Here is a 21,749-nt window from a genome sequence, read left to right on the forward strand (position 1 = left end):
TGTTCTACCCGTAACCACGGCCCTGGTCAGCCGAATAAGCGGGGGCTGTCAGGGATCGAGGTCGTTCCCGGACCGCTCCTCGAAGATCCGCATGGCCTTGGCGGTCACCGGGCCCGGCGCGCCGGGCAGCTCGCGGTCGTCGACGCGCTGCACGGCCTGGACGTCCCGCAGCGTGGAGGTGAGGAAGACCTCGTCGGCCCGCTCCAGGACGTCCAGCGGCAGGTCGGTCTCCTCGGCGCCGGTCCATTCGATCGCCAGCGCGCGGGTGATGCCCGCGAGGCAGCCCGAGGCGAGCGGCGGGGTGTGGATCTCGCCGTCGAGGACGACGAAGACGTTGGACCCGGTGCCCTCGCACAGCTGACCCACGGTGTTGCCGAACAGGGCCTCGGAGGCGCCCTGTTCGCGGGCGCGGGCGAGGGCGACGACGTTCTCGGCGTACGAGGTGGTCTTCAGGCCGGTGAGCGCGCCGCGCTCGTTGCGCGTCCAGGGGACCGTGATCACGGCGGTGGAGTCGGGGCGGCGGGTCGTCGCGCCGAGGGCGACGACGAGGGTCGGGCCGTGCTGACCGCGGTCGGAGCCCAGCGGGCCGTGGCCGCCGGTGTAGGTAATGCGCAGGCGGCCGAGCGGCATGGGGTTGGCCTCGAGGACGGCGGCACAGGCGCGGCGTACCTCGTCGTGGTCCGGGTCGGGCAGGCCGAGGCCGCGCGCCGAACGGGTCAGCCGGTCGAGGTGCCGCGTGAGCGCGAACGGCCGGCCGTCCACGGCCTTCACCGTCTCGAAGATGCCGTCGCCCACGGTCAGCCCGTGGTCGAAGACGGAGACGCGGGCGGACTCGATGTCCTGCAGGCCGCCGTCGAGCCAGATCTTCACGTCAGGTCCTCTCCACTCACCTCGTACACTCCCGACGCTATCGCGAGCAGCCGGGCCGCCTTCAGCTCGGTCTCCCGCCACTCGCCCTCGGGATCGGAGCCCCATGTGATGCCGGCGCCGGTGCCGAAGCGCAGCACACCGTCGGCCCGGTCGATCCAGAAGGTACGGATGCCGACGGCCAGCTCACCGGCCTGCCGGTCGGCGTCGACCCACCCGATCCCCCCGCAGTACGGCCCTCTGGGCGCCGTCTCCAGCGCGTCGATGATCCGCAGCGCGCTCGACTTGGGCGCGCCGGTGACCGAGCCGGGCGGGAAGGCGGCGGCGAGCAGCTCGGCCCAGCCGGCCCCGCTCCGCAGCTCACCACGGACCGTCGACACGAGGTGGACCAGCCCCGGGTGCTTCTCGACGGCACACAGGTCGGGCACCTTCACACTGCCGGTGGCGCACACCCGCCCGATGTCGTTGCGGACCAGGTCCACGATCATCACGTTCTCGGCGTAGTCCTTCTCCAGCAGATCCGCCTCGGTGCGGCCGGTGCCCTTGATCGGCCCCGACTCGACGACGCGTCCGTCGCGCCGCAGGAACAGTTCGGGGGACGCGGTGGCGATCTCCACGCCGTGACCGGGCAGGCGGATCGTTCCTGCGTACGGTGCCGGGTTGCCACGGCCCAGCAGTGCGGTGAGGGCGTCCACGTCGGCGCCGGGCGCGACGGGCGCGGACAGCACCCGGCACAGGTTCGCCTGGTAGACCTCGCCGGCCGCGATGTGCTCGCGGATCCGCCGTACCGCCGCCGTGTACGCTGCGCGGTCAAGTGACGACGTCCAGTCACCCGCCGCCGGGCCCCGCCATGCGCCCGGCACGGGGGCGGGCACGGCCGCCTTCCGCACGTCCCGGAAGCGGGCGCAGGTCAGACGGCCCTCGAAGTCGGCGCATACGGCCCAGAAGCCGCGGGATTCCAGGGCTTGCGGATCATCGGTGACGTCGAGGAGCCCGGTGGCGACACGGTCGCCGAAGCGAGCGAGAGGAGGGAGGTCAAGCACGCAGTCGAGTCTATGGCGGGTGTCCGGCGGGTGACCGGGGAATGTCCCTTCGTGCGGCCCTGTGACCGCCCTGAGCAGGGGAAGCGCAGCACGCTGCACAAACGCGTTTTTGTGCTGGCCCCGGAATCCGCTAGAGTTCAACTCGTCGCCGGGCCGCGAGAGCGGACCGAAACGACAAGCGGACGTAGCTCAGTTGGTAGAGCGCAACCTTGCCAAGGTTGAGGTCGCGAGTTCGAGCCTCGTCGTCCGCTCGAAGGAACAGGGGGGCTTCCCGGCCCCCTACGCTCCTGGTGGAGTGGCCGAGAGGCGAGGCAACGGCCTGCAAAGCCGTCTACACGGGTTCAAATCCCGTCTCCACCTCCAAGGACGATTAGCTCAGCGGGAGAGCGCTTCCCTGACACGGAAGAGGTCACTGGTTCAATCCCAGTATCGTCCACTGGATCTGCTCGAAGATCCGACCCGCGCGATTAGCTCAGCGGGAGAGCGCTTCCCTGACACGGAAGAGGTCACTGGTTCAATCCCAGTATCGCGCACGCAGTGCCCATGATCCGCTGCACCGAGTGGTCATGGTCCCGAGGACGATTAGCTCAGCGGGAGAGCGCTTCCCTGACACGGAAGAGGTCACTGGTTCAATCCCAGTATCGTCCACACCACACCGGAGCCCCCGGCCGTACCCATCGGCCGGGGGCTCCGTCGTGTCGCGATCGTCATGCCGCGGTCCTCGTGTCGCGGTCCTCGCGTCAGGACGAGAACAGCATGCGCCCGAAGCTCTTCTGCCGGTGGTGACCGTGGTGGCCATGGTGTCCGTGGCCACCGTGCGGGGCTCCCCAGGCGGGGGCCGGAGGGGCCGGATAGGCCTGCGGGCCGGGCGGGGGCGGCGGGGCCGACTGGGACCATTGGGCCTCCAGACGGGTCAGCGACTCCAGCTCGCCGTAGTCGAGAAAGATCCCGCGGCAGCCGCTGCACTGCTCGATCTGGACACCGTTGCGGTTGTACGTGTGCATCGGCGCACGGCATTTCGGACACTGCATGGTGGTTCAACTCCTCGCCGGTCGGTCCTGCTTCGTGTGTCGCCAGGACAGACTCTGTCCGGCTGTGGTCGGTTGCACCCTACTTCGCGTGCTCCTGCGCCAACTGCGCCGGGACGGTGGCCATTCGGTCACAGGCGTCCACGACCGACTGCTCCACCTCGTCCAGGGGACGGCCGGCCGCGACCGCCTTGGCGACGGCCCGGGCCGCGGTCTGCGCGGTGAGGGCGCGGGCGGGGACGTCCAGGGCGGGCCAGGGATCCCCGTCGACCGGGACCGCCGGGCCGCCCTCGGCACGGTAGGCGGCGAGGAACCGGGCCCATTCGCCGGGCGGGAGCAGTCCGCAGGCGTACCAGGCGGCGGGGCGGGCGAGATCCCAGGCCGGGACGCCGACGCCGAGGTCGTCCACGTCGATCAGCAGCCAGGGGCCTTCGGGGGCGGGGTGGCGTACGAGCTGGCCGAGGTGGAGGTCGCCGTGGCACAAGGTGGCGGTGTGCGGCATCGGGGCCTCGGCTCGGGCCCAGGCGGGGAGGGTGTCCCAGGCACGCAGGACGGGTGTGGCGGCGGGGTGCGGGCCGGCGTCCCGGAGCCGGGCGATGGCGCGAGCTGCCTTGGCGGGGCCTCGCATGGTGGGTGCTTGCGGCGGAGCCGGGGTGCGGTGCAGTCGGGCGAGGAGGGTGGCGGCGGCTTCCCAGGGGGCGGCGTCGGGGGTGTCCGGGTCCACGGGGGTGCCGTACGGCCAGAACGTCACGAGGCGGCCGTGCAGGTCGGCCGGGGTCGGGGCGAGTGGGGGCAGGAGGATGCCGGGGTGATGGGTGGCGATGGTGAGGCGGCTGGTCAGTTCCGTGGGGTCGGTGTCTTCGGGGTGGGCCTTCGCGACGGTGTCCGCGTGCCGTACGACGATGCCGTCGGGGTGGTCCGCGAGTGTGGCTGCTCCGCAGGGGCAGGCCGAGGAGCGTGTGTGGGCGGTGGCTCGGGCCTTGGCGGTGAGCTGCTGTACGAGCAGGGCGGGGGCGGGCTTCACCGGGGCGAGCGTACGCGCAGGTGTGGCCCGGCTGTAAGGCACCGTTGGGTTCGGGTGCTCGGCATCGGTGCCGGGGCCGGGTGGGTCCGCAGATCGGCGGACCGGGGTGCCGCTTCTTTGGGACGGGTGCCGCCCCCAAGCGGCACGACTGCCCGCAGCTAGGGCGGCCTGCCGCAGTGCGCGCAAAAGCAATGCCGGCGCAGCTCCCCAGCTGCGCCGGCATTTGTGCCGTCCGCCGCACCCCCGTCCCCACGGGGTTTCATGGGTGGGATGTCCCCGCCCGGACCGCTCTTCCGGGCCTGGGGTCGCCGCTCAGCGCCCCAGCATCTCTCCCACGGACGACGCCTGTGTGGCCACTGTCTCCCACCCGTCGAAGACGAGGAGGAGCAGGACCGCCAGGGGAAGGGCCATCAGCGTCGCCACCACGGGGTGGCGACGGCCCTGGCGGCGGGGGCGGAACGCGGCGGCGTACACCTTGCGTCCCTCCTCGCGGATCAGCGTCCGCGGTGCCGTGTGGGCCATGGTCCCTCTCCTGACCGTTCTCAGTTGTCGTTGGCAGCGGCGGGTGTCTGACCTCGGGGGACGAGTGCTGCACCCGCCGCTTGACCTCAAATCTAGGCGGCGGGCCCTCCCCGGGCGTCATGCCCTCGTACCGATTGCCGGGCCTCCCGGAGGATGAGCCGTCACCTGCGATGTACTCCCCTGGGTGGAGACGAAGACCCAGGTCTCAGGGTCTTCCCCGAAGGGGCACCCGGCTCATCCCGCTTTGTCCGAGCTCTCCTCCCGCGGAACCGGCTGTTCCACCAGGGCCAGCACCCGGTTCGCCATGAAACGGGCCGTACGCACGACCGTTCCGCTCCGGGTGACTTCGCTCACTTCCACGACACCTCGGCGCACCGCGGTCTCCACCCTGCGGCCCGCCCTGCTCGCCACCACCTCGTATGTGCGCGTCGTGTCGCCGGCGTCCACGACTATCTCCACACGGTCACCCTTCACGGGCCCAATCCCCCTTCCGTGGCAGGCGGTTGGGGCCATCCCCCCGCGCGAACACGGCCTGTCCGCACGCCCCCTGACCACCCTTCAAGTCTCCCACCCACCACTGACAATCCGTCGCCCCGAGAGGGCGCGGCCTCTGCGCACGGGCGGCTGTGGAAACGTAAGCTGTGGCTCGTCACAGGACCGGGCAGCGGGGATGAACATGGCGATGATGCGCCTGAGGCGCGAGGACCCGCGCGTCGTCGGCTCGTTCAGGCTTCACAGACGGCTCGGCGCGGGCGGGATGGGCGTGGTCTACCTGGGCTCCGACAAGAAGGGGCAGCGGGTCGCGCTCAAGGTCATCCGGCCTGACCTGGCGGAGGATCAGGAGTTCCGCTCACGCTTCGCCCGTGAGGTCTCGGCGGCCAGACGGATCCGCGGCGGGTGCACGGCACGGCTCGTGGCCGCCGACCTGGACGCGGACCGGCCCTGGTTCGCCACGCAGTACGTGCCCGGCCCCTCCCTGCACGACAAGGTCGCCGCCGAGGGACCGCTCGGCGCGGCCGACGTAGCGGCCGTCGGGGCCGCCCTGTCGGAGGGCCTGGTCGCTGTGCACGAGGCCGGGGTCGTGCACCGGGACCTGAAGCCGTCCAACATCCTGCTGTCCCCGAAGGGGCCGCGGATCATCGACTTCGGCATCGCCTGGGCCACCGGCGCCTCGACGCTCACCCACGTCGGTACGGCGGTCGGCTCGCCGGGCTTCCTCGCACCCGAGCAGGTGCGCGGGGCCGCCGTCACACCGGCCACCGACGTGTTCTCGCTCGGTGCCACGCTCGCGTACGCCTCGATGGGCGACTCACCCTTCGGACACGGCAGTTCCGAGGTGATGCTGTACCGCGTCGTGCACGAGGAACCGCAGCTGCACGGCGTACCCGACGCGTTGGCTCCGCTCGTGCGGGCGTGCCTGGCGAAGGACCCCGAGGAACGGCCCAGCACGCTCCAACTGTCCATGCGGCTCAAGGAGATCGCGGCCCGGGAGGCGCAGGACCTCGCCGGCGTACGGCCGCCCGCGCCGCGCGGTGCCGAGACGGACCGGCCCGCCGACACCTACCCCGAGCGCGGCCGGCGTCCGCAGGGACAGCAGAGTGCGGGGGCGTCCGGGGCGCAGCGGGGCCGGGGGACTCCCCCGCCGCGGCGCTCCTCCGGGCCCGGGGACGGCGTTCCGTCGCCGGACGGTCCGGCTTCCCAGGGAGGCGCCGGCGCGCGGGGCGGATCCCGGTCGACGGGTGGCGGGAGCCGCGGCAGGACTCCGGTGCGCGGCACCGGCGCCTCGCGCGGCGGCACCCCGTCGCGGTCCGGATCACGGCCGACGCCCACCGGACGCAACGGGACCCGGTCAGGCAGCGGCAGCCGCCCGGCCCCCAGCGGTACCGGGCGGCCGGCGTCCAGGAACACGGGCACCGGGCTGCGGCCCGCCAATCCGCGGCTGCTGCGGCAGCGGCTGTTCGTGTTCGTCGTGGTCACGCTGCTGGTGGCGGTCGGCATCGCCCTGGTGCAGGGCTGTCAGGGCTCGGCGCGGGGACTCGGCGGCGACGGGGGCGGTGTCCGGCAGGAGCACGTCCAGCTGGGCTACGAACCGCAGGACTTCGAACCGTAGGGATTCGAACCGTAGCGGCTCAGGTACGCCGTCACAGCTCCGGCAGGATCCGCTCGAAGAACTCGCGGTCGCCGTCGAAGACCGGGTCCAGGGTCAGGAACTCCCCCGGCGTGACCCAGCGGGTCTCGGCGACCTCGCCGGGGTCGGGGACGACCTCCCCCGTGTCCGCGCGGGCGGTCCACCAGTGGAGGCGGAAACGGTGGTCGTCGGTCTCCGACTCCCACACCTTCGCCAGCGGTACGACGGTGAGGCCGACCTCCTCGCGGACCTCCCGGACCACCGCCTGCTCCTGGGTCTCGCCCGGTTCGACCTTGCCGCTCAGCGGCTGCCAGTAGCCGGGACGGGGGACCGCCGGGCCGCGCCGGATCGCGAGGACGCGGTCCCCGCGCCGCAGTACGGCGACGATCGCCTGGCGCTGCTCCACGTACGACCCCTAGGTCTGAGGGCGGCCGGTGGCCACGGCGTAGAAGGCCACGGCCGCCGCCGCGCCCACGTTGAGGGAGTCGACGCCGTGGGACATGGGGATGCGGACCCACTCGTCGGCGGCGACCAGGGCCTGGGTGGACAGGCCGTCGCCCTCGGCGCCGAGCATGAGGGCCACGCGGTCCATGGTGTGCGGGGCTGCCTCGTCGAGGGGCCGGGCCTTCTCGTCGGGGGTGAGGGCGAGCAGGGTGAAGCCGGCCTCGCGGACCGACTCCAGGCCCTTGGGCCAGGTGTCCAGACGGGCGTAGGGCACGGAGAAGACGGCGCCCATGGAGACCTTCACGCTGCGGCGGTAGAGGGGGTCGGCGCAGTCCGGGGAGAGCAGGACCGCGTCCATGCCGAGGGCGGCGGCGGAGCGGAAGATCGCGCCGATGTTGGTGTGGTCGTTGACCGACTCCATGATCACGACGCGGCGGGCGGCCTGGAGGAGGTCGGCTGCCGTGGGCAGGGGCTTGCGCTGCATGGAGGCGAGCGCGCCGCGGTGCACGTGGTAGCCGGTGACCTGCTCGGCGAGCTCGGGGCTGACCGCGTAGACGGGGGCCGGGAGTTCGTCGATGACGTCGCGCATGACGTCGACCCACTTGGCCGAGAGCAGCATGGACCGCATCTCGTAGCCCGCTTCCTTGGCCCTTCTGATGACCTTCTCGCCCTCGGCGATGAAGAGGCCCTCGGCGGGTTCGCGCTTGCGGCGCAGGTCCACGTCGGTCAGGCCGGTGTAGTCGTGCAGGCGCGGGTCGTCGGGATCCTCGACGGTGATGAGATCGGCCACAGTGTGATACTGCCTTGTCCTGGGTGCGGTGCCAACGGCTTGGGACGGACTGTGTTACCCGGGGTTACTCGCGGGATGCGCCGACCGTGGGGCCGACCTTCACGACCTCGCCGATGACGATGACCGCCGGAGGCTTCACGTCCTCGGTCCGGACGATCTCCCCGACCGTCGCCAGGGTGGCGTCGACGCGGCGCTGGCCGGCCGTCGTGCCTTCCTGGACCAGGGCGACGGGCGTGTCCGGGGCCTTGCCGTGGGCGATGAGCGTCTTGGCGACCTTCCCGATCGTGGCGACCCCCATGAGGATCACCAGCGTGCCGGTCAGCTTGGCGAGGGACGGCCAGTCGACCAGGGAGCGCTCGTCGTCGGGGGCGATGTGGCCGCTGACCACCGTGAACTCGTGGGCGACGCCGCGGTGGGTGACCGGGATGCCGGCGGCGCCCGGGACCGAGATGGAGCTGGAGATGCCGGGCACGACCGTGCAGGGGATGCCGGCCTCGGCGAGCGCCTGGACCTCCTCCATGCCCCGGCCGTAAACGAAGGGGTCGCCGCCCTTGAGCCGTACGACCGACTTGCCCTGCTTGGCGTACTCGATCAGGGCGTTGTTGATGGCCTCCTGCGCCATGAACCTGCCGTACGGCAGCTTCGCGGCGTCGATCACCTCGACGCTCGACGGCAGTTCCGCGAGCAGGTCGCGCGGGCCCAGGTGGTCGGTGATGACCACGTCGGCCTCGGCGAGCAGGCGGCGGCCGCGCACGGTGATCAGGTCCGGGTCGCCGGGGCCGCCGCCGACCAGGGCGACGCCGGGGGTGCGGGTGCGGTGGTGCGGGGCGACGAGCGTGCCGTCGCGCAGGCCCTCGACGACCGCGTCGCGGATGGCGGCGGTGTGGCGGGGGTCGCGGCCGCGGGCGTCCGTGGTCAGTACGGCGACCGTGACGCCCTCGCTGTGGCCGGTGGCCGGGGTCCAGGCCGTCGCCTCGTCTGCGTCGTCGGAGCGGACGCACCAGACGCGGTGGCGTTCCGCCTCGGCGGAGGCCCTGGTGTTCGCTGCCGTGTCGCCGGTGGCGATCAGGGCGTACCAGGCGTCCGCGAGGTCGCCCTCCTCGTAGGGGCGCTTGTGCCAGGTGATTTCGCCTGCGTCCGCCATGGCTTCGACGGAGGGGGTGACCTCGGGGGACACGAGGACGATGTCCGCGCCCGCCGCGATGAGGGCCGGGAGACGGCGCTGGGCGACCTGGCCGCCGCCGAGGACGACCACGCGGCGGCCGGTGAGGCGGAGGCCTACGGGGTAGGCGGGGTGTTCGGCCATGAGGGTGCGGCTCCTGTTGCGGCGGTGGTTCGGTAGCCCTGACGTGCGGATTTTACGGCGCGGGTGTTCGGGGTGGCACAGGTGTCCGGTGGCTGGGCGTGATCGCCCGGTGCGGGTGCGTGGGTCCGTGCCCACGCACCCACGCGGACCACAGGAGTCCTACTTCTCAGTCACTCCCGCCGAATCGAACGTCGCCACCTCGTGCATCGCTCTGGCCGTGCTCTGGACCAACGGCAGGGCCAGGAGGGCGCCCGTGCCCTCGCCCAGGCGGAGGTCGAGGTCGACCAGGGGGCGCAGGCCGAGCTTGTTCAGGGCGGCCACGTGGCCGGGCTCGGCGCTGCGGTGGCCGGCGATGCAGGCCGCCAGGACCTCCGGGGCGATGGCGCGGGCCACCAGGGCGGCGGCGCCGGCGCTGACGCCGTCCAGGATCACCGGCGTGCGCAGGGACGCGCCGCCGAGGAGCAGACCGACGATGGCGGCGTGCTCGAAGCCGCCGATCGCGGCGAGCACACCGACCGGGTCGGCCGGGTCCGGCTGGTGGAGTTCGAGGGCGCGGCGGACGACCTCGGTCTTGCGGGCGAGGGTCTCGTCGTTGATGCCGGTGCCCCGGCCCGTGACCTCGGCCGGGTCCGCACCCGTGAAGACGGAGATCAGGGCGGCGGAGGCGGTCGTGTTGGCGATGCCCATCTCACCCGTGAGCAGGGCCTTGTTGCCGGCGGCGACCAGGTCGCGGGCGGTCTCGATGCCCACCTCGATGGCCTGCTTGGCCTCCTCGCGGGTCATCGCGGGGCCGGTGGTCAGGTCGGACGTGCCCGCCCGGACCTTGCGGGGAAGCAGGCCCGGCGTGGCCGGGAGGTCGGCGGCGACGCCCACGTCGACGATGCAGACCTCGGCGCCCACCTGGGTGGCGAAGGCGTTGCAGACGGCGCCGCCGCCGAGGAAGTTGGCCACCATCTGGGCCGTCACCTCCTGCGGCCAGGGGGTGACCCCCTGCGCGTGCACGCCGTGGTCGCCGGCGAAGATCGCGACGGCCGCGGGCTCCGGGATGGGCGGCGGGCACTGGCGGGACAGGCCCGACAGCTGGGCGGAGATGATCTCCAGCATGCCCAGCGCACCGGCCGGCTTGGTCATTCGCTTCTGGCGCTCCCACGCCTCGCCGAGCGCCTTGGCGTCCAGCGGGCGGATCTGCGCCACGGTCTCGGCGAGCAGGTCGTGCGGTTCCTCTCCGGGCAGGGCGCGACGGCCGTACGTCTCCTCGTGCACGACCCAGGACAGCGGGCGGCGCTTGGACCAGCCCGCCTGCAGCAGTTCGGGCTCGTCCGGGAACTCGTCGACGTAACCGACGCACAGGTAGGCGATGACCTCGAGGTGCTCGGGCAGGCCGAGGGCGCGGACCATCTCGCGCTCGTCGAAGAAGCTGACCCAGCCGACGCCGAGGCCTTCGGCGCGGGCGGCGAGCCAGAGGTTCTCCACGGCCAGGGCGGCCGAGTACGGCGCCATCTGGGGCTGGGTGTGACGGCCGAGGGTGTGGCGGCCGCCGCGGGTCGGGTCGGCGGTGACGACGATGTTCACCGGGGTGTCGAGGATGGCCTCGATCTTCAGTTCCTTGAACTGCTTCGCCCGGCCCTTGGGGAGGGACTTCGCGTACGCGTCGCGCTGGCGCATGGCCAGTTCGTGCATCGCGCGCCGGGTGTCTGCGGAGCGGATGACGACGAAGTCCCAGGGCTGCGAGTGGCCGACGGAGGGCGCGTGGTGGGCGGCCTCCAGGACGCGCAGCAGCACCTCGTGCGGGATGGGGTCGCTGCGGAAGCCGTTGCGGATGTCGCGGCGTTCGCGCATGACCTTCAGCACGGCCTCGCGCTCGGCGGGGTCGTAGCCGGGGGCGGCGGGGCCGGTGGACTGTCGTGCTTCTGCCACTGCGGCCGCGCTCTCTGTTTCGTGGCGTTCCTGGTCCGCCAGGTCTTCCTGTTCGGCGCCCCGGGTGTCCAGGTCGTCGGCGTTCTGTGCGAGTTCGGCGTCGCCTTCGCGGGGTGCGGGGACGATGACCACGGGTTCCGCCTCGGGCTGTGCCGGCTGGGGGACGGCAGCCTGGGACTGCTGCGGGCCCTGGACGTGTTGTCCGGCCTGCTCGTCCGGGGCCGGGCCGGGGAGTACGACGGTGACGTCCTCGGCGGATGCCGGGGTGCTCTCCGAGGGCTGTGGGGTTTGGGGGGTTGGGGGTCTGAGGGGTTTCCGGGGTGTGGGAGGTGTCGGGGGCTTGCGGTGCCGCGGGGGCCGGGGTGGCTTCGGCGTTCTCGAGCGTGGCGGCTGCCGGCTCGGGGACCGGCGCCGCCGACTCGGCAGTCGGGTCGGCAGTCATGTCCGGCGCGGCTGTTTCGGGGGCCTGAGCCGGTGCCGCCGCGTCGGCCGTCGCGTCGGAGGCCGCCTGGGCGGGTGCGGGGGCCTCGGCTCCGGAGTCGGGGGCGGTCGTCTCGGTGGGCTGAGGGGGCGCTGTCGCGGCGGGGGGCTGAGCCGGTGTTGTTGCCTCCGGCGCCTCGGCGGGCGCGGGGACCTCCGGCGCCTCGGCGGGGGCGGGGACCTCCGGTGCCTCGGCAGGCGCCTCGGGGGCGGGTGCGTCGGTGGGCGCAGGGGCCTCGGCAGCCGGAACGCCGGCTTCCTGGGCGACCGTCCCGGTGGTCGGGGCGGGCGTGGCAGGCGTGGGCGCCTCGGTGGCCTGGGCGGGCGCTTCGGAAGCGGCAGCGGCGGTCTGCGGTGCCGTCGTCTCGGGTTCCTGCGCGGCTGCCCCGGCGTCAGTTGCCTCGGTGGCCTGGGCGATCGGTTCAGGGGACTGTGCTTGCGGCACGGTCTCATCGACGCCGACCTCCGGCTCCTGCGCGACGGACTCGGTCGCCGGCACGGCCGGTGCGGCAGCCTCAGGGGCAATCTCCGCTGCCGGGGCCTGTGCAGCCGCGTCGGGGCCGACTGCGTCCGGCACCTGGGCCGCGACGGTCTCCGCCGCATCCGCCTCTGACGGAGCTACGACAGCGTGTTCGGGCGCGGCGGCAGCCTCCGGGGACGGGACCGCCTCGGGCACCGGTGCGGCCCCCGGGACAGGAGCGGGCGCCACGCCCTGCTCCGCGGCAGCCGCCGGGGCCTGCTCACCGCCGTCGGCGGATTCGCCGACGACACCCGGCCCGGGCACCTCGGGAGAACCATCGGCAAGTGCCGGCTCACCGTCCTGACCGGAACCGTCCACGACCGGCCCCGGCGCGTCCGCCGGAACCGATCCCGAAGCGGGGACGGTCCCGGCCTCGGCTGCAGCCACCTGCGCGGCGTCCGGACCGACGCCCCCGGCAGCGGGCTCACCCGCAACGCCCGGGTCCTGCGCGGAAACGCCCTGCTCCGGCTGGGCGCCGGCGGCAGGGTCAGCCGCGGGGCCGACCGCGCCGGCCGGGTCACCCGCAACCCCCGCGCCCTGCGCCAAAACGCCCTGCTCCGGCTGGGCGACGGCCTCATGGTCAGCTGCGGGGCCGACCGCGCCGGCCGGGTCACCCGCAACCTCGGGCTCGGCGGCGGCCATCTGCTCATCAGCCGGGCCGACGCCTGCCCCAGTCGGCTCACCCTCGCCCTCCGCGTCCTGCGTGGGGACGTCCTGCTCCGGCTCGCCGGTAGGCACCTGGTCACCGGCGGGCGCGCCCGGCGCCGCCGTGCTCTGTGCGGGCTGCTCGACGTAGGGGCCCTGCGCGGGCTGCTCGGCGTGGGCGGCCTGCGTCGCCGGTGCCGCGTGGGCCGGCTCCGAGGCGACGCGGGTTGCGACGGCCTGGGCCGTGCCCGCCGGCTCTGCCTGTGGAACAACCGTTTCCGCAGGCGCCGCCCCGGCGCTCACCGGGGCCTGGGGCGGGACCTGCGCGCCCCAGGGCGCGGCCGGCTGCGCGGGCGCCTCCGGGGCGCGCGGGGCGTCGAGATACTCGGGGCCGGGCGCCGGCGCTGCGGGCTGTCGTGCCGGCGCTTCCGCGGGGCCGCGGTCGGCGAGCGAGCGGACCGGGCTGGCGGAGCTGTCGGGGAGGGGCGGGCCGAGGTGCAGCGGCCGGCGCGGGGTGATGGGCGGGATCGGCGGCGGGTCGGGCAGGCGGACGCCGCCGAGGTCGACCGAGCCGCTGTCGCGGCCCGAGAGCTCGTGCGGGCCCGGCTGGTGCACGGCCTCGACGACCGGCTCCGGCGCGGGCGGGGCGACCTCGTTGCCCCAGGCGCCATGGGAGCCGGGCAGCAGCAGGTCTTCGTCCTCGGCGGTGTTCTCGGAGAGGTAGGCGTACGCACCGTGCGCGGGGGCGCCCGGCTGTTCCACCATGCCTGCGTTCTCCGGCAGTCCCTCGCCCGGGACCTGGCCGGTGTCGGTCATGCGTACCCCTCGCCCATCGGTTAGTGCTCCTACGACCAGCTCACCCGGAACGGCGCACCGACCGCCCCACAGTGAAGAACGAGCGTGCGTCCCCAGCGGCACGAACGGCCCGCCCGTAAAAGGCGACAAAGCCACTCACTGGCATTGTTGCGGCCGAACCACCGTCACGGCACGTTGATCCGCGACGGTTCCGCTGTGGACTGCGCCACGTTGCGCGTCCTCCGGTTCTGCCGTACCACACTCACCCCAAAACGGGCGGGCTTTCCGGACATTGACCGACGATCTGCCGGACGTCCGCGTGCGGTGCAGCGATCGGCCAGCCTACCGCGCGCAGTACGACAACCCGATCACGGGGACGGCGGCGGTGTCAGGTGCTGCGGCGGGGCAGCACCCCGCTGAGCAGGAACGCGACGCTCCGTTCCTTCTCCGTCCAGGCCCGGGTGTCGAGTTCGACGGACTGGAGCAGGGCGCACTCGACGCCGTATCCGTGCTCCGTCAGGTCCCGGCCGACGAGTTCGGCGGCGTCCCGGGTGGCGGCGTGCGTGACGATGCGCTGTGGGCGGCGGTCGGCGACGGCCGAGACGACGGCCGCTCCCCCGCCGCCGACGCGGACGACGTCGGGTTCGGGGAGGTTCTCCAGGACGTGCGGGGCGGTGCCGTGCACGATCTGTAGCTGGACGCCGAGGCGGCGGGCGGCCGCGTCGGTGCGGGCGCAGGCCGCCCGGTCGTGGTCGACGGCGATGACGGCGGCGCCGGCGCGCGCGGCCTCGATGGCGAAGGCACCGCTGCCGCAGCCGATGTCCCACACGAGGTCGCCGATCCGCGGTCCGAGGCGGGCGAGTTGGGAGGCGCGCAGCAACTGGGTCTCGCCCTCGCCGAGGTCACCGCCGTAGGCCTCGGCGGGCAGGGACCAGCCGCGTGGTCCGGCGGACGGGTCGCGGCCGGCGATCCAGCCGCCGGTCTCCCCCGCGGTGCCGGGTCCGGCCGGGCCGCCGAGGACGATGACGACGTTGGGGTCGCGCCAGGTGTAGTCGGCGGCCTTGTCGGAGGTGACGACGCTGACCCGCTCGTGTGAGGTACCGAGTTCCTCGCAGATGACGAAGGAGCGGTGGACTCCTTCGAGGAGCAGGCCGAGTTCGGCGGGGCCGGCGCCGGGTGAGGTGAGGACTGCCACCTTGGTGTGGGCGCGGCATACGTTCACCGCGCGGCGCAGGGTGCGGCGGTGTGCGACGACCACCTGTGCGTCGTCCCAGGGCATGCCGGCGCGGGCGAAAGCGGCGGCGACCGAGGAGACGGCGGGGACGACTTCGACTTCGAGGCCGAACTCGGGGGCGCGCAGGGTGCGTACGACACCGAAGAAGCCCGGGTCGCCGTCGGCGAGCACGACGGCCGTGCCGCGGTGGGCGGCGATGCGGCGGGCGGCGAGGGCGACACTGCCGAGGCGGATGCGCTCGGCACCGGCGGGTACCTCGGGGAGCGCCAGATGGTGGGCGGCACCCGCCACGAGCGTGGCGGCTCCCAGGGCGGCGCGTGCCGCGGCGGTCAGCGGCGAACCGTCCCAGCCGATCACCGTGACCCGGTCGGCCATCGTCGTCAGTCTCCAGGGGTTTGCGCAGGTCGTCTGTGTGCCGTGTGATGAGCGGCCCGCAGGTGGGCTTCGTGAGAGTACCCGGTGAAGCCGGCGGAGGGGGTGGCGGTGCCGTCGCGCGCCGTGTCCGTTCGGTCAGTTCACGTCACCGACGTCAGTTCCAGTCGCCGAAGGAGGTGAAGCCGCCGGGCAGCTGGTCGCCCACGCCTTCGAGGTCCTCGGGGAGCAGGCTCCAGACGATCAGGTCGGTGCGCACCTCGGTCCACTCGCCGTCGTCCCTGCGTGCCCGGGCTATCCAGGCGCCGCGCAGCACTCCCTCGCTGATGCAGCCGATCTTCTGGGCAACCTGCTGGGAGGCGGTGTTGTCGGCCGGAGTGCGCAGTTCGAGGCGCTCGAACTTCTGGTCGCTGAAGAGCCACTGCGCGGTGATGAGCGCCGCTTCGGAGGCGTAGCCCTCGCCGCGGGCCCAGGGGGCGATGACGTAGGAGATCTCGCTGGAGCGGATCCGCCAGTCGGTGTTGCGAAGGTGGACGATGCCGACGAGGCGCTGGGTGAGGAACTCGGTGACGGCGAAGACTATGCCGCGTCCCTCGGCCCGTTCGGCGGGGGCCAGTTCGGTGATCCAGGAGCGGGCGTGGGCCTCGGTGTAGGGGTGCGGGACGGAGGTCCAGGCGGTGACGAGCTCGTCGTTCATCATGTCGGCGAACGATTGGATGTCCGGCTCCTCGAAGGGACGCAGGACCAACCGCTCCGTGCTGATGGAGACGTTGGGAAAGGTGCTCGTCATGCGCCGCTCCGTTACCTTCGGTGAACCTTCAGGGCCTGCTGAACTGCCCAGCATGCAGCATGAAAGCACTGATCCGCACCACGGGGTCCTCCCCACCGGGTGGGGGCGGACCCCGTGCGTGACGGGTGCCGGGCGGGGGCTCAGAAGGAGGCGAGCACGGAGCCGTCGGCGTACTTGTCCTGGATGAACTTCTTCACCTCGGGCGAGGTGAGGAGCTTCGCGAGCTTCTTCACCCGTGGGTCCTTCTCCTGGCCCTTCTTCACGGCGAGGAAGTTGCCGTACGGGTTGTTCTTCGCGGACTCCAGGACGAGGGCGTCCTTCGACGGCTTGAGGTCGGACTCGATGGCGTAGTTGCCGTTGACGACGGCGGCGTCCACGTCGTCGAGGGAGCGCGGCGTCTGGGCCGCCTCCAGCTCCTTGAACTTGAGGTTCTTGGGGTTCTTGGTGATGTCGGAGGGGGTCGCCTCGTTGCCGACGCCTGCCTTGAGGGTGATGAGCCCGTGGGCGGCGAGGAGCTTGAGGGCGCGGGCCTCGTTGACCGTGTCGTTGGGGACGGCGACGGTCGCACCGCTCTTCAGGTCGTCGGCCTTCTTGACCTTGTGGGAGTAGAGGCCGAGCGGCTCCAGATGGACCGTGACGACGGGCACGATGTCGGTGCCGTTCTTCTTGTTGTAGTCGTCGAGGTACGGCTTGTTCTGGAAGTAGTTGGCGCCCACGGAGCCGTCCTGCGTCGCGGGGTTCTGCGACGTGTAGTCGGTGAACTCCTTGACCTCCAGGTCGAGGCCCTCCTTCTTCGCCAGGTTGTCCTTGACGTAGGTGAGGATCTCGGCGTGCGGGACGGGGCTCGCGGCGACGATCAGCGGTCCGGAGGTGTCGGAGGCGTCCTTGCCCGCGCCGCAGGCACTGAGCCCGAGGGTGAGGGCTCCGGCGGCGAGGACGGCGGTGGTGATCTTGGCGGTGTTACGCACGAAAAGTGCCTTTCCTTATGGCCTTGCGGGTGGTGCGTCCCCGTTGTGGGTGGACGGGGAGTTCAGGAGGCGGCCTTGAGCAGCCGCAGTTTCGGGGCGGGGCCCGAGTGGGCGCCGCGGCGGTGCAGGGAGCGGGCCGCGTAGTCGCCGGCGAACTGGATGACCGAGATGACGACCGCGAGGATCGCGACGGTGATCCACATCATCTGGGTCTCGAAGCGCTGGTAGCCGTAGCGGATCGCGATGTCTCCGAGGCCGCCGGCCCCGACCGTGCCCGCCATGGCCGAGTAGCCGATGAGGGCGACGACCGTGGTCGTGGTACTGGAGATCAGCGACGGCAGGGACTCGGGGACGAGGACCTTGCGGACGACGGTCCAGGTGTTGCCGCCCATGGCCTGCACGGCCTCGACGAGCCCGTGGTCCACTTCGCGGACGGCCGTCTCGACCAGACGCGCGAAGAAGGGGATGGCGCCGACGGCCAGCGGCACGATGGCGGCCTCGCGGCCGATGGTTGTGCCGGTGATCCAGCGGGTGAAGGTCATCAGCGCGACCATCAGGATGATGAACGGCAGCGAGCGGGCGATGTTCACGATCTGCCCGATGACCTTGTTGGCGACGACGTTCTGGAGCAGCCCGCCACGGTCGGTCAGGACCAGCAGGATCCCGAGCGGCAGTCCGCCGACGACGGCGATGAGCGTGGACCAGCCGACCATGTAGAGCGTGTCCCAACAGGCCTGCTCCAGCAGGGGCTGCATCTCGGACCAGGTCACTTGACACCCTCCTTCACCAGTACGGACTCGTGGCCCGGGACGTCGATCTGGAGGCCCTGTTCGCGCAGGAAACCGATCGGCACGACGTTGTCCTCGAAGCGGCCGGGCAGTTCGATGCGCATCCGGCCGACCTGGAGACCGCCGACGGTGTCGATGGCCGCGCCGAGGATCGATATGTCGATGTTGTAGGTGCGGGCGAGCTGCGAGATGACGGGCCGGGTCGCGCTCTCGCCCTGGAAGGTGACGTCGACGACGGTGCGGTCCTCGCCGGACGCCTCGCCGTCGAGCGGGAACAGCGCGGCGGCCAGTTCCGAGCCGGGGGTGGCCAGGAGTTCGCTGACGGTGCCCGACTCGACGATGCGCCCGTTCTCCATGAGCGCGGCCGAGTCGCAGACCGACTTCACGACGTCCATCTCGTGCGTGATGAGCAGGACGGTCAGGCCGAGCTGCCGGTTCAGGTCGCGCAGCAGTGCCAGGATCGAGCGGGTGGTCTCCGGGTCGAGGGCGCTGGTGGCCTCGTCGGACAGCAGCACCTTGGGGTCGCCGGCCAGGGCGCGGGCGATGCCGACGCGCTGCTTCTGGCCGCCGGAGAGCTGGGCGGGGTAGGCCCCCGCCTTGTCGGCGAGGCCGACCAGGTCCAGCAGCTCCAGGGCCTTGCGGGAGCGTTCGCTGCCGGACTTGCCGAGGATCTCCAGCGGCAGTTCGACGTTGTCCTGGACGGTCCGGGAGGACAGCAGGTTGAAGTGCTGGAAGACCATGCCGATCCGGCTGCGCGCCTGCCGCAGTTCCTTTCCGGCGCGCGGGCCGCGGCCGGCCAGGGCGGTGAGGTCCTGCCCGGCGACCGTCACGGTGCCGGAGGTGGGGCGTTCCAGGAGGTTGACGCAGCGGATCAGCGAGGACTTGCCGGCGCCGGACTGGCCGATGACGCCGTACACCTCGCCTTCGCGGACGTGCAGGTCGACGCCGTCCAGGGCGGTGACCTCGCGGCCGCGCGAACGGTAGACCTTGGTCAGGTCCGTTGTGGTGATCACGTGGGTTTCCGTCACTGTCGAGTGCGCGGGCGTGGGTGTGCCCGGGCACAGGTGCATTCGTTCAGGGACGCGACACGGTTCTCGCTGGGGCGTGGAACCGGGGAGAACATGTGCGCGGGCGGCTTGGCGTCACGCACGGCTCAGGGCGTGCGGACATGCCGCGGTCTCGCTTCGGGGCGCGAGCTCAGGGGGTGGTGCGGGGGCCCTCTAGAAGGCGCACATTCGACACATACAACGAGCACCGGGCGTCATGGTCGCCTCGGTCGCGGGGATGCGGTCGCTCGTCGTGGTCATGCCGTCAGTAAAACACGCGTACGGTCCTGACCGGCCGCCGCCGTCCGGATGCTGGACAGCGGTGGACAGGGTCCGGACTCGGCCGGCTCGCGTCAGCCGCGGAGGGAGATCTCCACACCCTGCTCGGTGACCAGTGCGGACAAGGCCGACAGGTTCTCGACCACCAGGTCGGCCTGGAGCTCATGGGCCTGGTGGGTTGTGGTCAACGCCACGGTGGTCATGCCGGCGGCCCGGCCGGCGGTGAGACCCGCGGGGGCGTCCTCGAAGACGACACAGCGGGCCGGGTCGACGCCGAGGGTGCGGGCGGCGAGCAGGTAGGGCTCGGGGTCGGGTTTGCCACGGGTGACGTCGTCCGCGGCGACGAGCGTCTTGGGCAGGATGCCGACGGCGTCGAGCCGGGCCTCGGCCAGCCGCCGGGTGGCGGAGGTGACGACGGCCCAGCGCTCGGCGGGCAGGGAGTCGAGGAAGGCGCTGGTCCCCGGCAGCAGGTGCACCCCGCCGTGGGGCACGTCCTCCACCTCCAGGTCCTCGATCCGCGCGACGGCCTCCGGCACCAGGTCGGCGGGCAGCAGGTCGGCGGCTATCTCGGCGGCCGGCCGGCCGTGCAGCTCGACCCGGGCGAACTCCTCGGCCGTGATCCCGTACTCCGTGGCCCACCGCGTCCAGCAGCGGTCCACCGAGGCGAGGGAGGAGACCAGGGTTCCGTCGTTGTCGAACAGCAGGGCGTGCGCGTGGATCTTCATGTCCTCGACCCTACGGTGCGGGCCAGGGCCGCAGGCATCGGGCCTTTTCGGCCGTAATAAGGTCGCAGCATGCTTGATGCCCTGACGCTGGTGACCGGCGTCGCCGCGCTGCTGCTCGCCGCCTGGTGCGGCTGGGCCGCCTACCGTGACCAGCCGACGAAGGACTGGCACTTCATCGGGATGGCCGTGGTCACGCTGCTGACGCTGGTCCAGCTCGTGGCCGGGATCGTGCTGCTGGCGCAGGGCGAGAAGCCGGAGCAGGGCACGACGATCTTCGTGGCGTATCTGCTGGGGGCGTTCGCGTGTATCCCGGCGGCGGGCTTCATGTCGCTGGCGGAGCGCACGCGGTGGGGTTCGGTGACGGTCGCCGCCGGCGGTGTGGTGCTGGCTGTGCTGGAGGTGCGGCTCTATGACATCTGGGGAGGCTGAGGTGAGCCGGCGTCGGCTGACCAGTGGGCCGGGAACCCTGCTGGTGTGGCTGTACGGCGTGATGGTCGTCGGGGCGGTGTCGCGATCCGCGTTTCAGATCGCGACGGAGTTCGACCGGGCGCCGCTCGCGTACTCGCTGTCCGCCGTCGCGGGTGTCGTGTACGGGTTCATCACGTACTCGCTGGTGCGGGGTGGGGAGACAGCGCGCAAGGCTGCGTTGGCGTGCTGCGTCGCCGAGTTGGTGGGTGTGCTGACGGTGGGGACGTGGACGTTGATCGAGCCGTCGGCGTTTCCTGATGCGACCGTGTGGTCGGACTTCGGGATGGGGTATCTCTTCATCCCGGTTCTGTTGCCGGTGTCTGCGATCTACTGGCTGCGGAAGTCGCGTGCGCGACAGGGGGATGCCGGCTGAGGGGCGTGGGCGTGCGCGGGCCGCATGTGGCTGGTCGCGCCCACGCGGCGGAGCCGCAAATCGATACAGCCCCGCGCCCCTGAGGATCAAGCCGTCGCTGCGTACGTACCGGCCGGCTTCTCCAGGACGATCATCGGTACGCCGTCCGCGCCCTGCGACGTGCCCACCGTTTCGTAGCCGACCTTGCGGTAGAGGCGGAGGTTGCCCTCGCTGCGGTGGCCGGTGTGGAGGCGGAAGCGGGTGGCGCCGTGCTGGTCGGCGAGGGCCGACTCGGCCGCCCGGAGGAGGCGGGCGCCGATGCCGTGGCCCTGGAGGCGGGGGTGGACGCAGAGCTTGCCGATCGCGGCGGTGCCGTCCTCGGTGACCGAGCCGCGGACCGAGCCGACGACCTCGTCGCCGAGTCGGGCCACGAACACGCAGTCCCGGGCGACCTCCTCGCGGACCGAGTCGAGGGTTTGGACGAGCGGGTCGATGCGGTAGTTGCCGTACAGCGCCGCCTCCGGCTGGAAGCACAGGTACTGCAGCCTGAAGATCTGCTCCGCGTCCTGCTCGGCCGCCGCAGAGATGGTCACGCTCATGCCCATGTGCGCACGCCTCCCGCTCATCTGATCACCTGTCGTTCCTCACTCCTATCCCCGTCCTCAGCGGGCCGCAACCTCCGGTGTGAGTAATCTGCGCAGACATCCCAGGCATCTGGAACGTTCCGGGCCAAGACTCCCCTGTGAGATACCCAACTCCCCCGCGATTTCCCGGTATGTCAGGTCTTCGGGAGAGAGCAGGGCCTCCATCAGCCGGGGGCAGCGGCCGGGGAGGCGGCGCACGGCCTCGCGCAGGGCACGGCCGCGGGCCGCGGCGAGGGCGATCTGCTCCGGGTCGCGACCGCCGTCGTCGACCGGCTCGACGGCGTACGGTCGTTCGAGGCGGCTCGTACGGCGGGTGCGGCGCGCTTCGGAGCGGACGGCCCGGCGGAGCCATTCCTGCGGGTCGAGCGGCGGACCCTCGGCGTCGAGGCGCTCCAGCAGGCGGAGCCAGACCGCCTGCTCCAGGTCACCCGGCTCGGCTCCGGCGGCATATCCCTCCGCGGCCGCTTCGGCGGTGAGCAACGGGCGCAGGGCGGCGACCAGGTCGTGCGTCATATGCGGTGCGACGCGGCCGCCCGGGCTGCGGGTTGCCCGGGCGGCCGAAGGCCACTCGACC

The 21,749-nt window shown here is 72.4% G+C and carries 20 protein-coding genes, 5 tRNA genes and 1 pseudogene; 8 read left to right on the forward strand and 18 right to left on the reverse strand.

Annotation, left to right across the window (positions count from 1 at the left end; genetic code table 11):
* Window positions 1-48 precede the first annotated feature (48 nt).
* Window positions 49-870: an aminotransferase class IV gene (locus PV963_RS08630; RefSeq protein WP_274815056.1), complete on the reverse strand. Its 822-nt coding sequence runs from the start codon at window positions 868-870 to the stop codon at window positions 49-51.
* On the reverse strand, window positions 867-1,910 hold the full coding sequence (locus PV963_RS08635) for a chorismate-binding protein (protein WP_274815057.1): 1,044 nt from the start codon (window positions 1,908-1,910) through the stop codon (window positions 867-869). Before PV963_RS08635 ends, PV963_RS08630 begins: the two co-directional genes overlap by 4 nt.
* A gap of 178 nt (window positions 1,911-2,088) precedes the next feature.
* Here PV963_RS08635 and PV963_RS08640 point away from each other — a divergent pair.
* From PV963_RS08640 to PV963_RS08660, 5 genes are all read left to right on the forward strand, one after another.
* A tRNA-Gly gene (locus PV963_RS08640) sits at window positions 2,089-2,161 on the forward strand.
* Between the two features lie 38 nt (window positions 2,162-2,199).
* Window positions 2,200-2,273: transfer RNA gene (locus PV963_RS08645), tRNA-Cys, on the forward strand.
* Window position 2,274: 1 nt separating this feature from the next.
* Window positions 2,275-2,346: transfer RNA gene (locus PV963_RS08650), tRNA-Val, on the forward strand.
* A 25-nt stretch (window positions 2,347-2,371) separates the two neighbouring features.
* Window positions 2,372-2,443: transfer RNA gene (locus PV963_RS08655), tRNA-Val, on the forward strand.
* A 43-nt stretch (window positions 2,444-2,486) separates the two neighbouring features.
* A tRNA-Val gene (locus PV963_RS08660) sits at window positions 2,487-2,558 on the forward strand.
* 92 nt (window positions 2,559-2,650) lie between these two features.
* On the opposite strand, the gene PV963_RS08665 is transcribed toward PV963_RS08660, so the two are convergent.
* From PV963_RS08665 to PV963_RS08680, 4 genes are all read right to left on the reverse strand, one after another.
* Window positions 2,651-2,941 carry a zf-TFIIB domain-containing protein gene (locus PV963_RS08665; protein WP_274815058.1) on the reverse strand — a complete coding sequence of 97 codons (291 nt, stop codon included), beginning with the start codon at window positions 2,939-2,941 and terminating at the stop codon, window positions 2,651-2,653.
* Between the two features lie 79 nt (window positions 2,942-3,020).
* Entirely contained in the window at window positions 3,021-3,962 is a 942-nt protein-coding gene (locus PV963_RS08670) for a phosphotransferase family protein (RefSeq protein ID WP_274815059.1), read from the reverse strand.
* Between the two features lie 312 nt (window positions 3,963-4,274).
* Window positions 4,275-4,484 carry a hypothetical protein gene (locus PV963_RS08675; protein ID WP_274815060.1) on the reverse strand — a complete coding sequence of 70 codons (210 nt, stop codon included), beginning with the start codon at window positions 4,482-4,484 and terminating at the stop codon, window positions 4,275-4,277.
* A gap of 234 nt (window positions 4,485-4,718) precedes the next feature.
* A complete protein-coding gene (locus PV963_RS08680) occupies window positions 4,719-4,958 on the reverse strand; it encodes a hypothetical protein (RefSeq protein WP_114250981.1) in 240 nt (79 codons plus the stop codon).
* A 196-nt stretch (window positions 4,959-5,154) separates the two neighbouring features.
* On the opposite strand from PV963_RS08680, the gene PV963_RS08685 reads away from it, so the two are divergent.
* Window positions 5,155-6,594 carry a serine/threonine-protein kinase gene (locus tag PV963_RS08685; protein ID WP_274815061.1) on the forward strand — a complete coding sequence of 480 codons (1,440 nt, stop codon included), beginning with the start codon at window positions 5,155-5,157 and terminating at the stop codon, window positions 6,592-6,594.
* A gap of 31 nt (window positions 6,595-6,625) precedes the next feature.
* Here the strand turns inward: PV963_RS08685 and PV963_RS08690 are convergent, their stop codons facing one another.
* The 10 genes and pseudogenes from PV963_RS08690 to PV963_RS08740 all read right to left on the reverse strand — a co-directional run bounded on the left by PV963_RS08690 (window position 6,626) and on the right by PV963_RS08740 (window position 19,711).
* Entirely contained in the window at window positions 6,626-7,018 is a 393-nt protein-coding gene (locus PV963_RS08690; protein ID WP_274815062.1) for an NUDIX domain-containing protein, read from the reverse strand.
* Between the two features lie 9 nt (window positions 7,019-7,027).
* Window positions 7,028-7,846, reverse strand: coding sequence for a TrmH family RNA methyltransferase (locus PV963_RS08695; RefSeq protein WP_274815063.1), 819 nt, complete (start codon window positions 7,844-7,846; stop codon window positions 7,028-7,030).
* Window positions 7,847-7,910: 64 nt separating this feature from the next.
* Window positions 7,911-9,152 carry a uroporphyrinogen-III C-methyltransferase gene (gene cobA, locus PV963_RS08700; RefSeq protein ID WP_274815064.1) on the reverse strand — a complete coding sequence of 414 codons (1,242 nt, stop codon included), beginning with the start codon at window positions 9,150-9,152 and terminating at the stop codon, window positions 7,911-7,913.
* Window positions 9,153-9,311: 159 nt separating this feature from the next.
* A pseudogene (cobT, locus tag PV963_RS43955) lies at window positions 9,312-13,530 on the reverse strand (nicotinate-nucleotide--dimethylbenzimidazole phosphoribosyltransferase).
* 367 nt (window positions 13,531-13,897) lie between these two features.
* Entirely contained in the window at window positions 13,898-15,118 is a 1,221-nt protein-coding gene (cbiE, locus tag PV963_RS08715; protein WP_274815067.1) for a precorrin-6y C5,15-methyltransferase (decarboxylating) subunit CbiE, read from the reverse strand.
* A gap of 154 nt (window positions 15,119-15,272) precedes the next feature.
* Window positions 15,273-15,905: a GNAT family N-acetyltransferase gene (locus PV963_RS08720; protein ID WP_274815068.1), complete on the reverse strand. Its 633-nt coding sequence runs from the start codon at window positions 15,903-15,905 to the stop codon at window positions 15,273-15,275.
* Between the two features lie 140 nt (window positions 15,906-16,045).
* Window positions 16,046-16,873 (reverse strand): MetQ/NlpA family ABC transporter substrate-binding protein, encoded by an 828-nt coding sequence (locus PV963_RS08725; protein ID WP_274815069.1) that lies wholly within the window; start codon window positions 16,871-16,873, stop codon window positions 16,046-16,048.
* Between the two features lie 62 nt (window positions 16,874-16,935).
* A complete protein-coding gene (locus PV963_RS08730) occupies window positions 16,936-17,643 on the reverse strand; it encodes a methionine ABC transporter permease (RefSeq protein ID WP_086853799.1) in 708 nt (235 codons plus the stop codon).
* The gene (locus PV963_RS08735) at window positions 17,640-18,674 is read right to left on the reverse strand and encodes a methionine ABC transporter ATP-binding protein (protein WP_274815070.1); all 1,035 of its coding nucleotides are present in this window, start codon (window positions 18,672-18,674) and stop codon (window positions 17,640-17,642) included. The genes PV963_RS08730 and PV963_RS08735 overlap by 4 nt, the downstream gene beginning before the upstream one ends.
* 386 nt (window positions 18,675-19,060) lie before the next feature.
* Window positions 19,061-19,711, reverse strand: coding sequence for an HAD family hydrolase (locus PV963_RS08740; RefSeq protein WP_274815071.1), 651 nt, complete (start codon window positions 19,709-19,711; stop codon window positions 19,061-19,063).
* Between the two features lie 69 nt (window positions 19,712-19,780).
* Between PV963_RS08740 and PV963_RS08745 the strand changes: the two genes are divergently transcribed.
* Window positions 19,781-20,140, forward strand: coding sequence for a hypothetical protein (locus PV963_RS08745; protein ID WP_274815072.1), 360 nt, complete (start codon window positions 19,781-19,783; stop codon window positions 20,138-20,140).
* The gene (locus PV963_RS08750) at window positions 20,121-20,552 is read left to right on the forward strand and encodes a hypothetical protein (RefSeq protein WP_274815073.1); all 432 of its coding nucleotides are present in this window, start codon (window positions 20,121-20,123) and stop codon (window positions 20,550-20,552) included. The genes PV963_RS08745 and PV963_RS08750 overlap by 20 nt, the downstream gene beginning before the upstream one ends.
* Window positions 20,553-20,638: 86 nt before the next feature.
* Here the strand turns inward: PV963_RS08750 and PV963_RS08755 are convergent, their stop codons facing one another.
* Both PV963_RS08755 and PV963_RS08760 read right to left on the reverse strand, forming a co-directional pair.
* Window positions 20,639-21,136 (reverse strand): GNAT family N-acetyltransferase, encoded by a 498-nt coding sequence (locus PV963_RS08755; RefSeq protein WP_274821973.1) that lies wholly within the window; start codon window positions 21,134-21,136, stop codon window positions 20,639-20,641.
* A 57-nt stretch (window positions 21,137-21,193) separates the two neighbouring features.
* Window positions 21,194-21,688: an RNA polymerase sigma factor gene (locus PV963_RS08760; RefSeq protein WP_274815074.1), complete on the reverse strand. Its 495-nt coding sequence runs from the start codon at window positions 21,686-21,688 to the stop codon at window positions 21,194-21,196.
* Window positions 21,689-21,749 lie beyond the last annotated feature (61 nt).

This window comes from Streptomyces coeruleorubidus (assembly GCF_028885415.1).
In the GTDB taxonomy this organism is placed as follows: Bacteria; Actinomycetota; Actinomycetes; order Streptomycetales; family Streptomycetaceae; genus Streptomyces; species Streptomyces coeruleorubidus_A.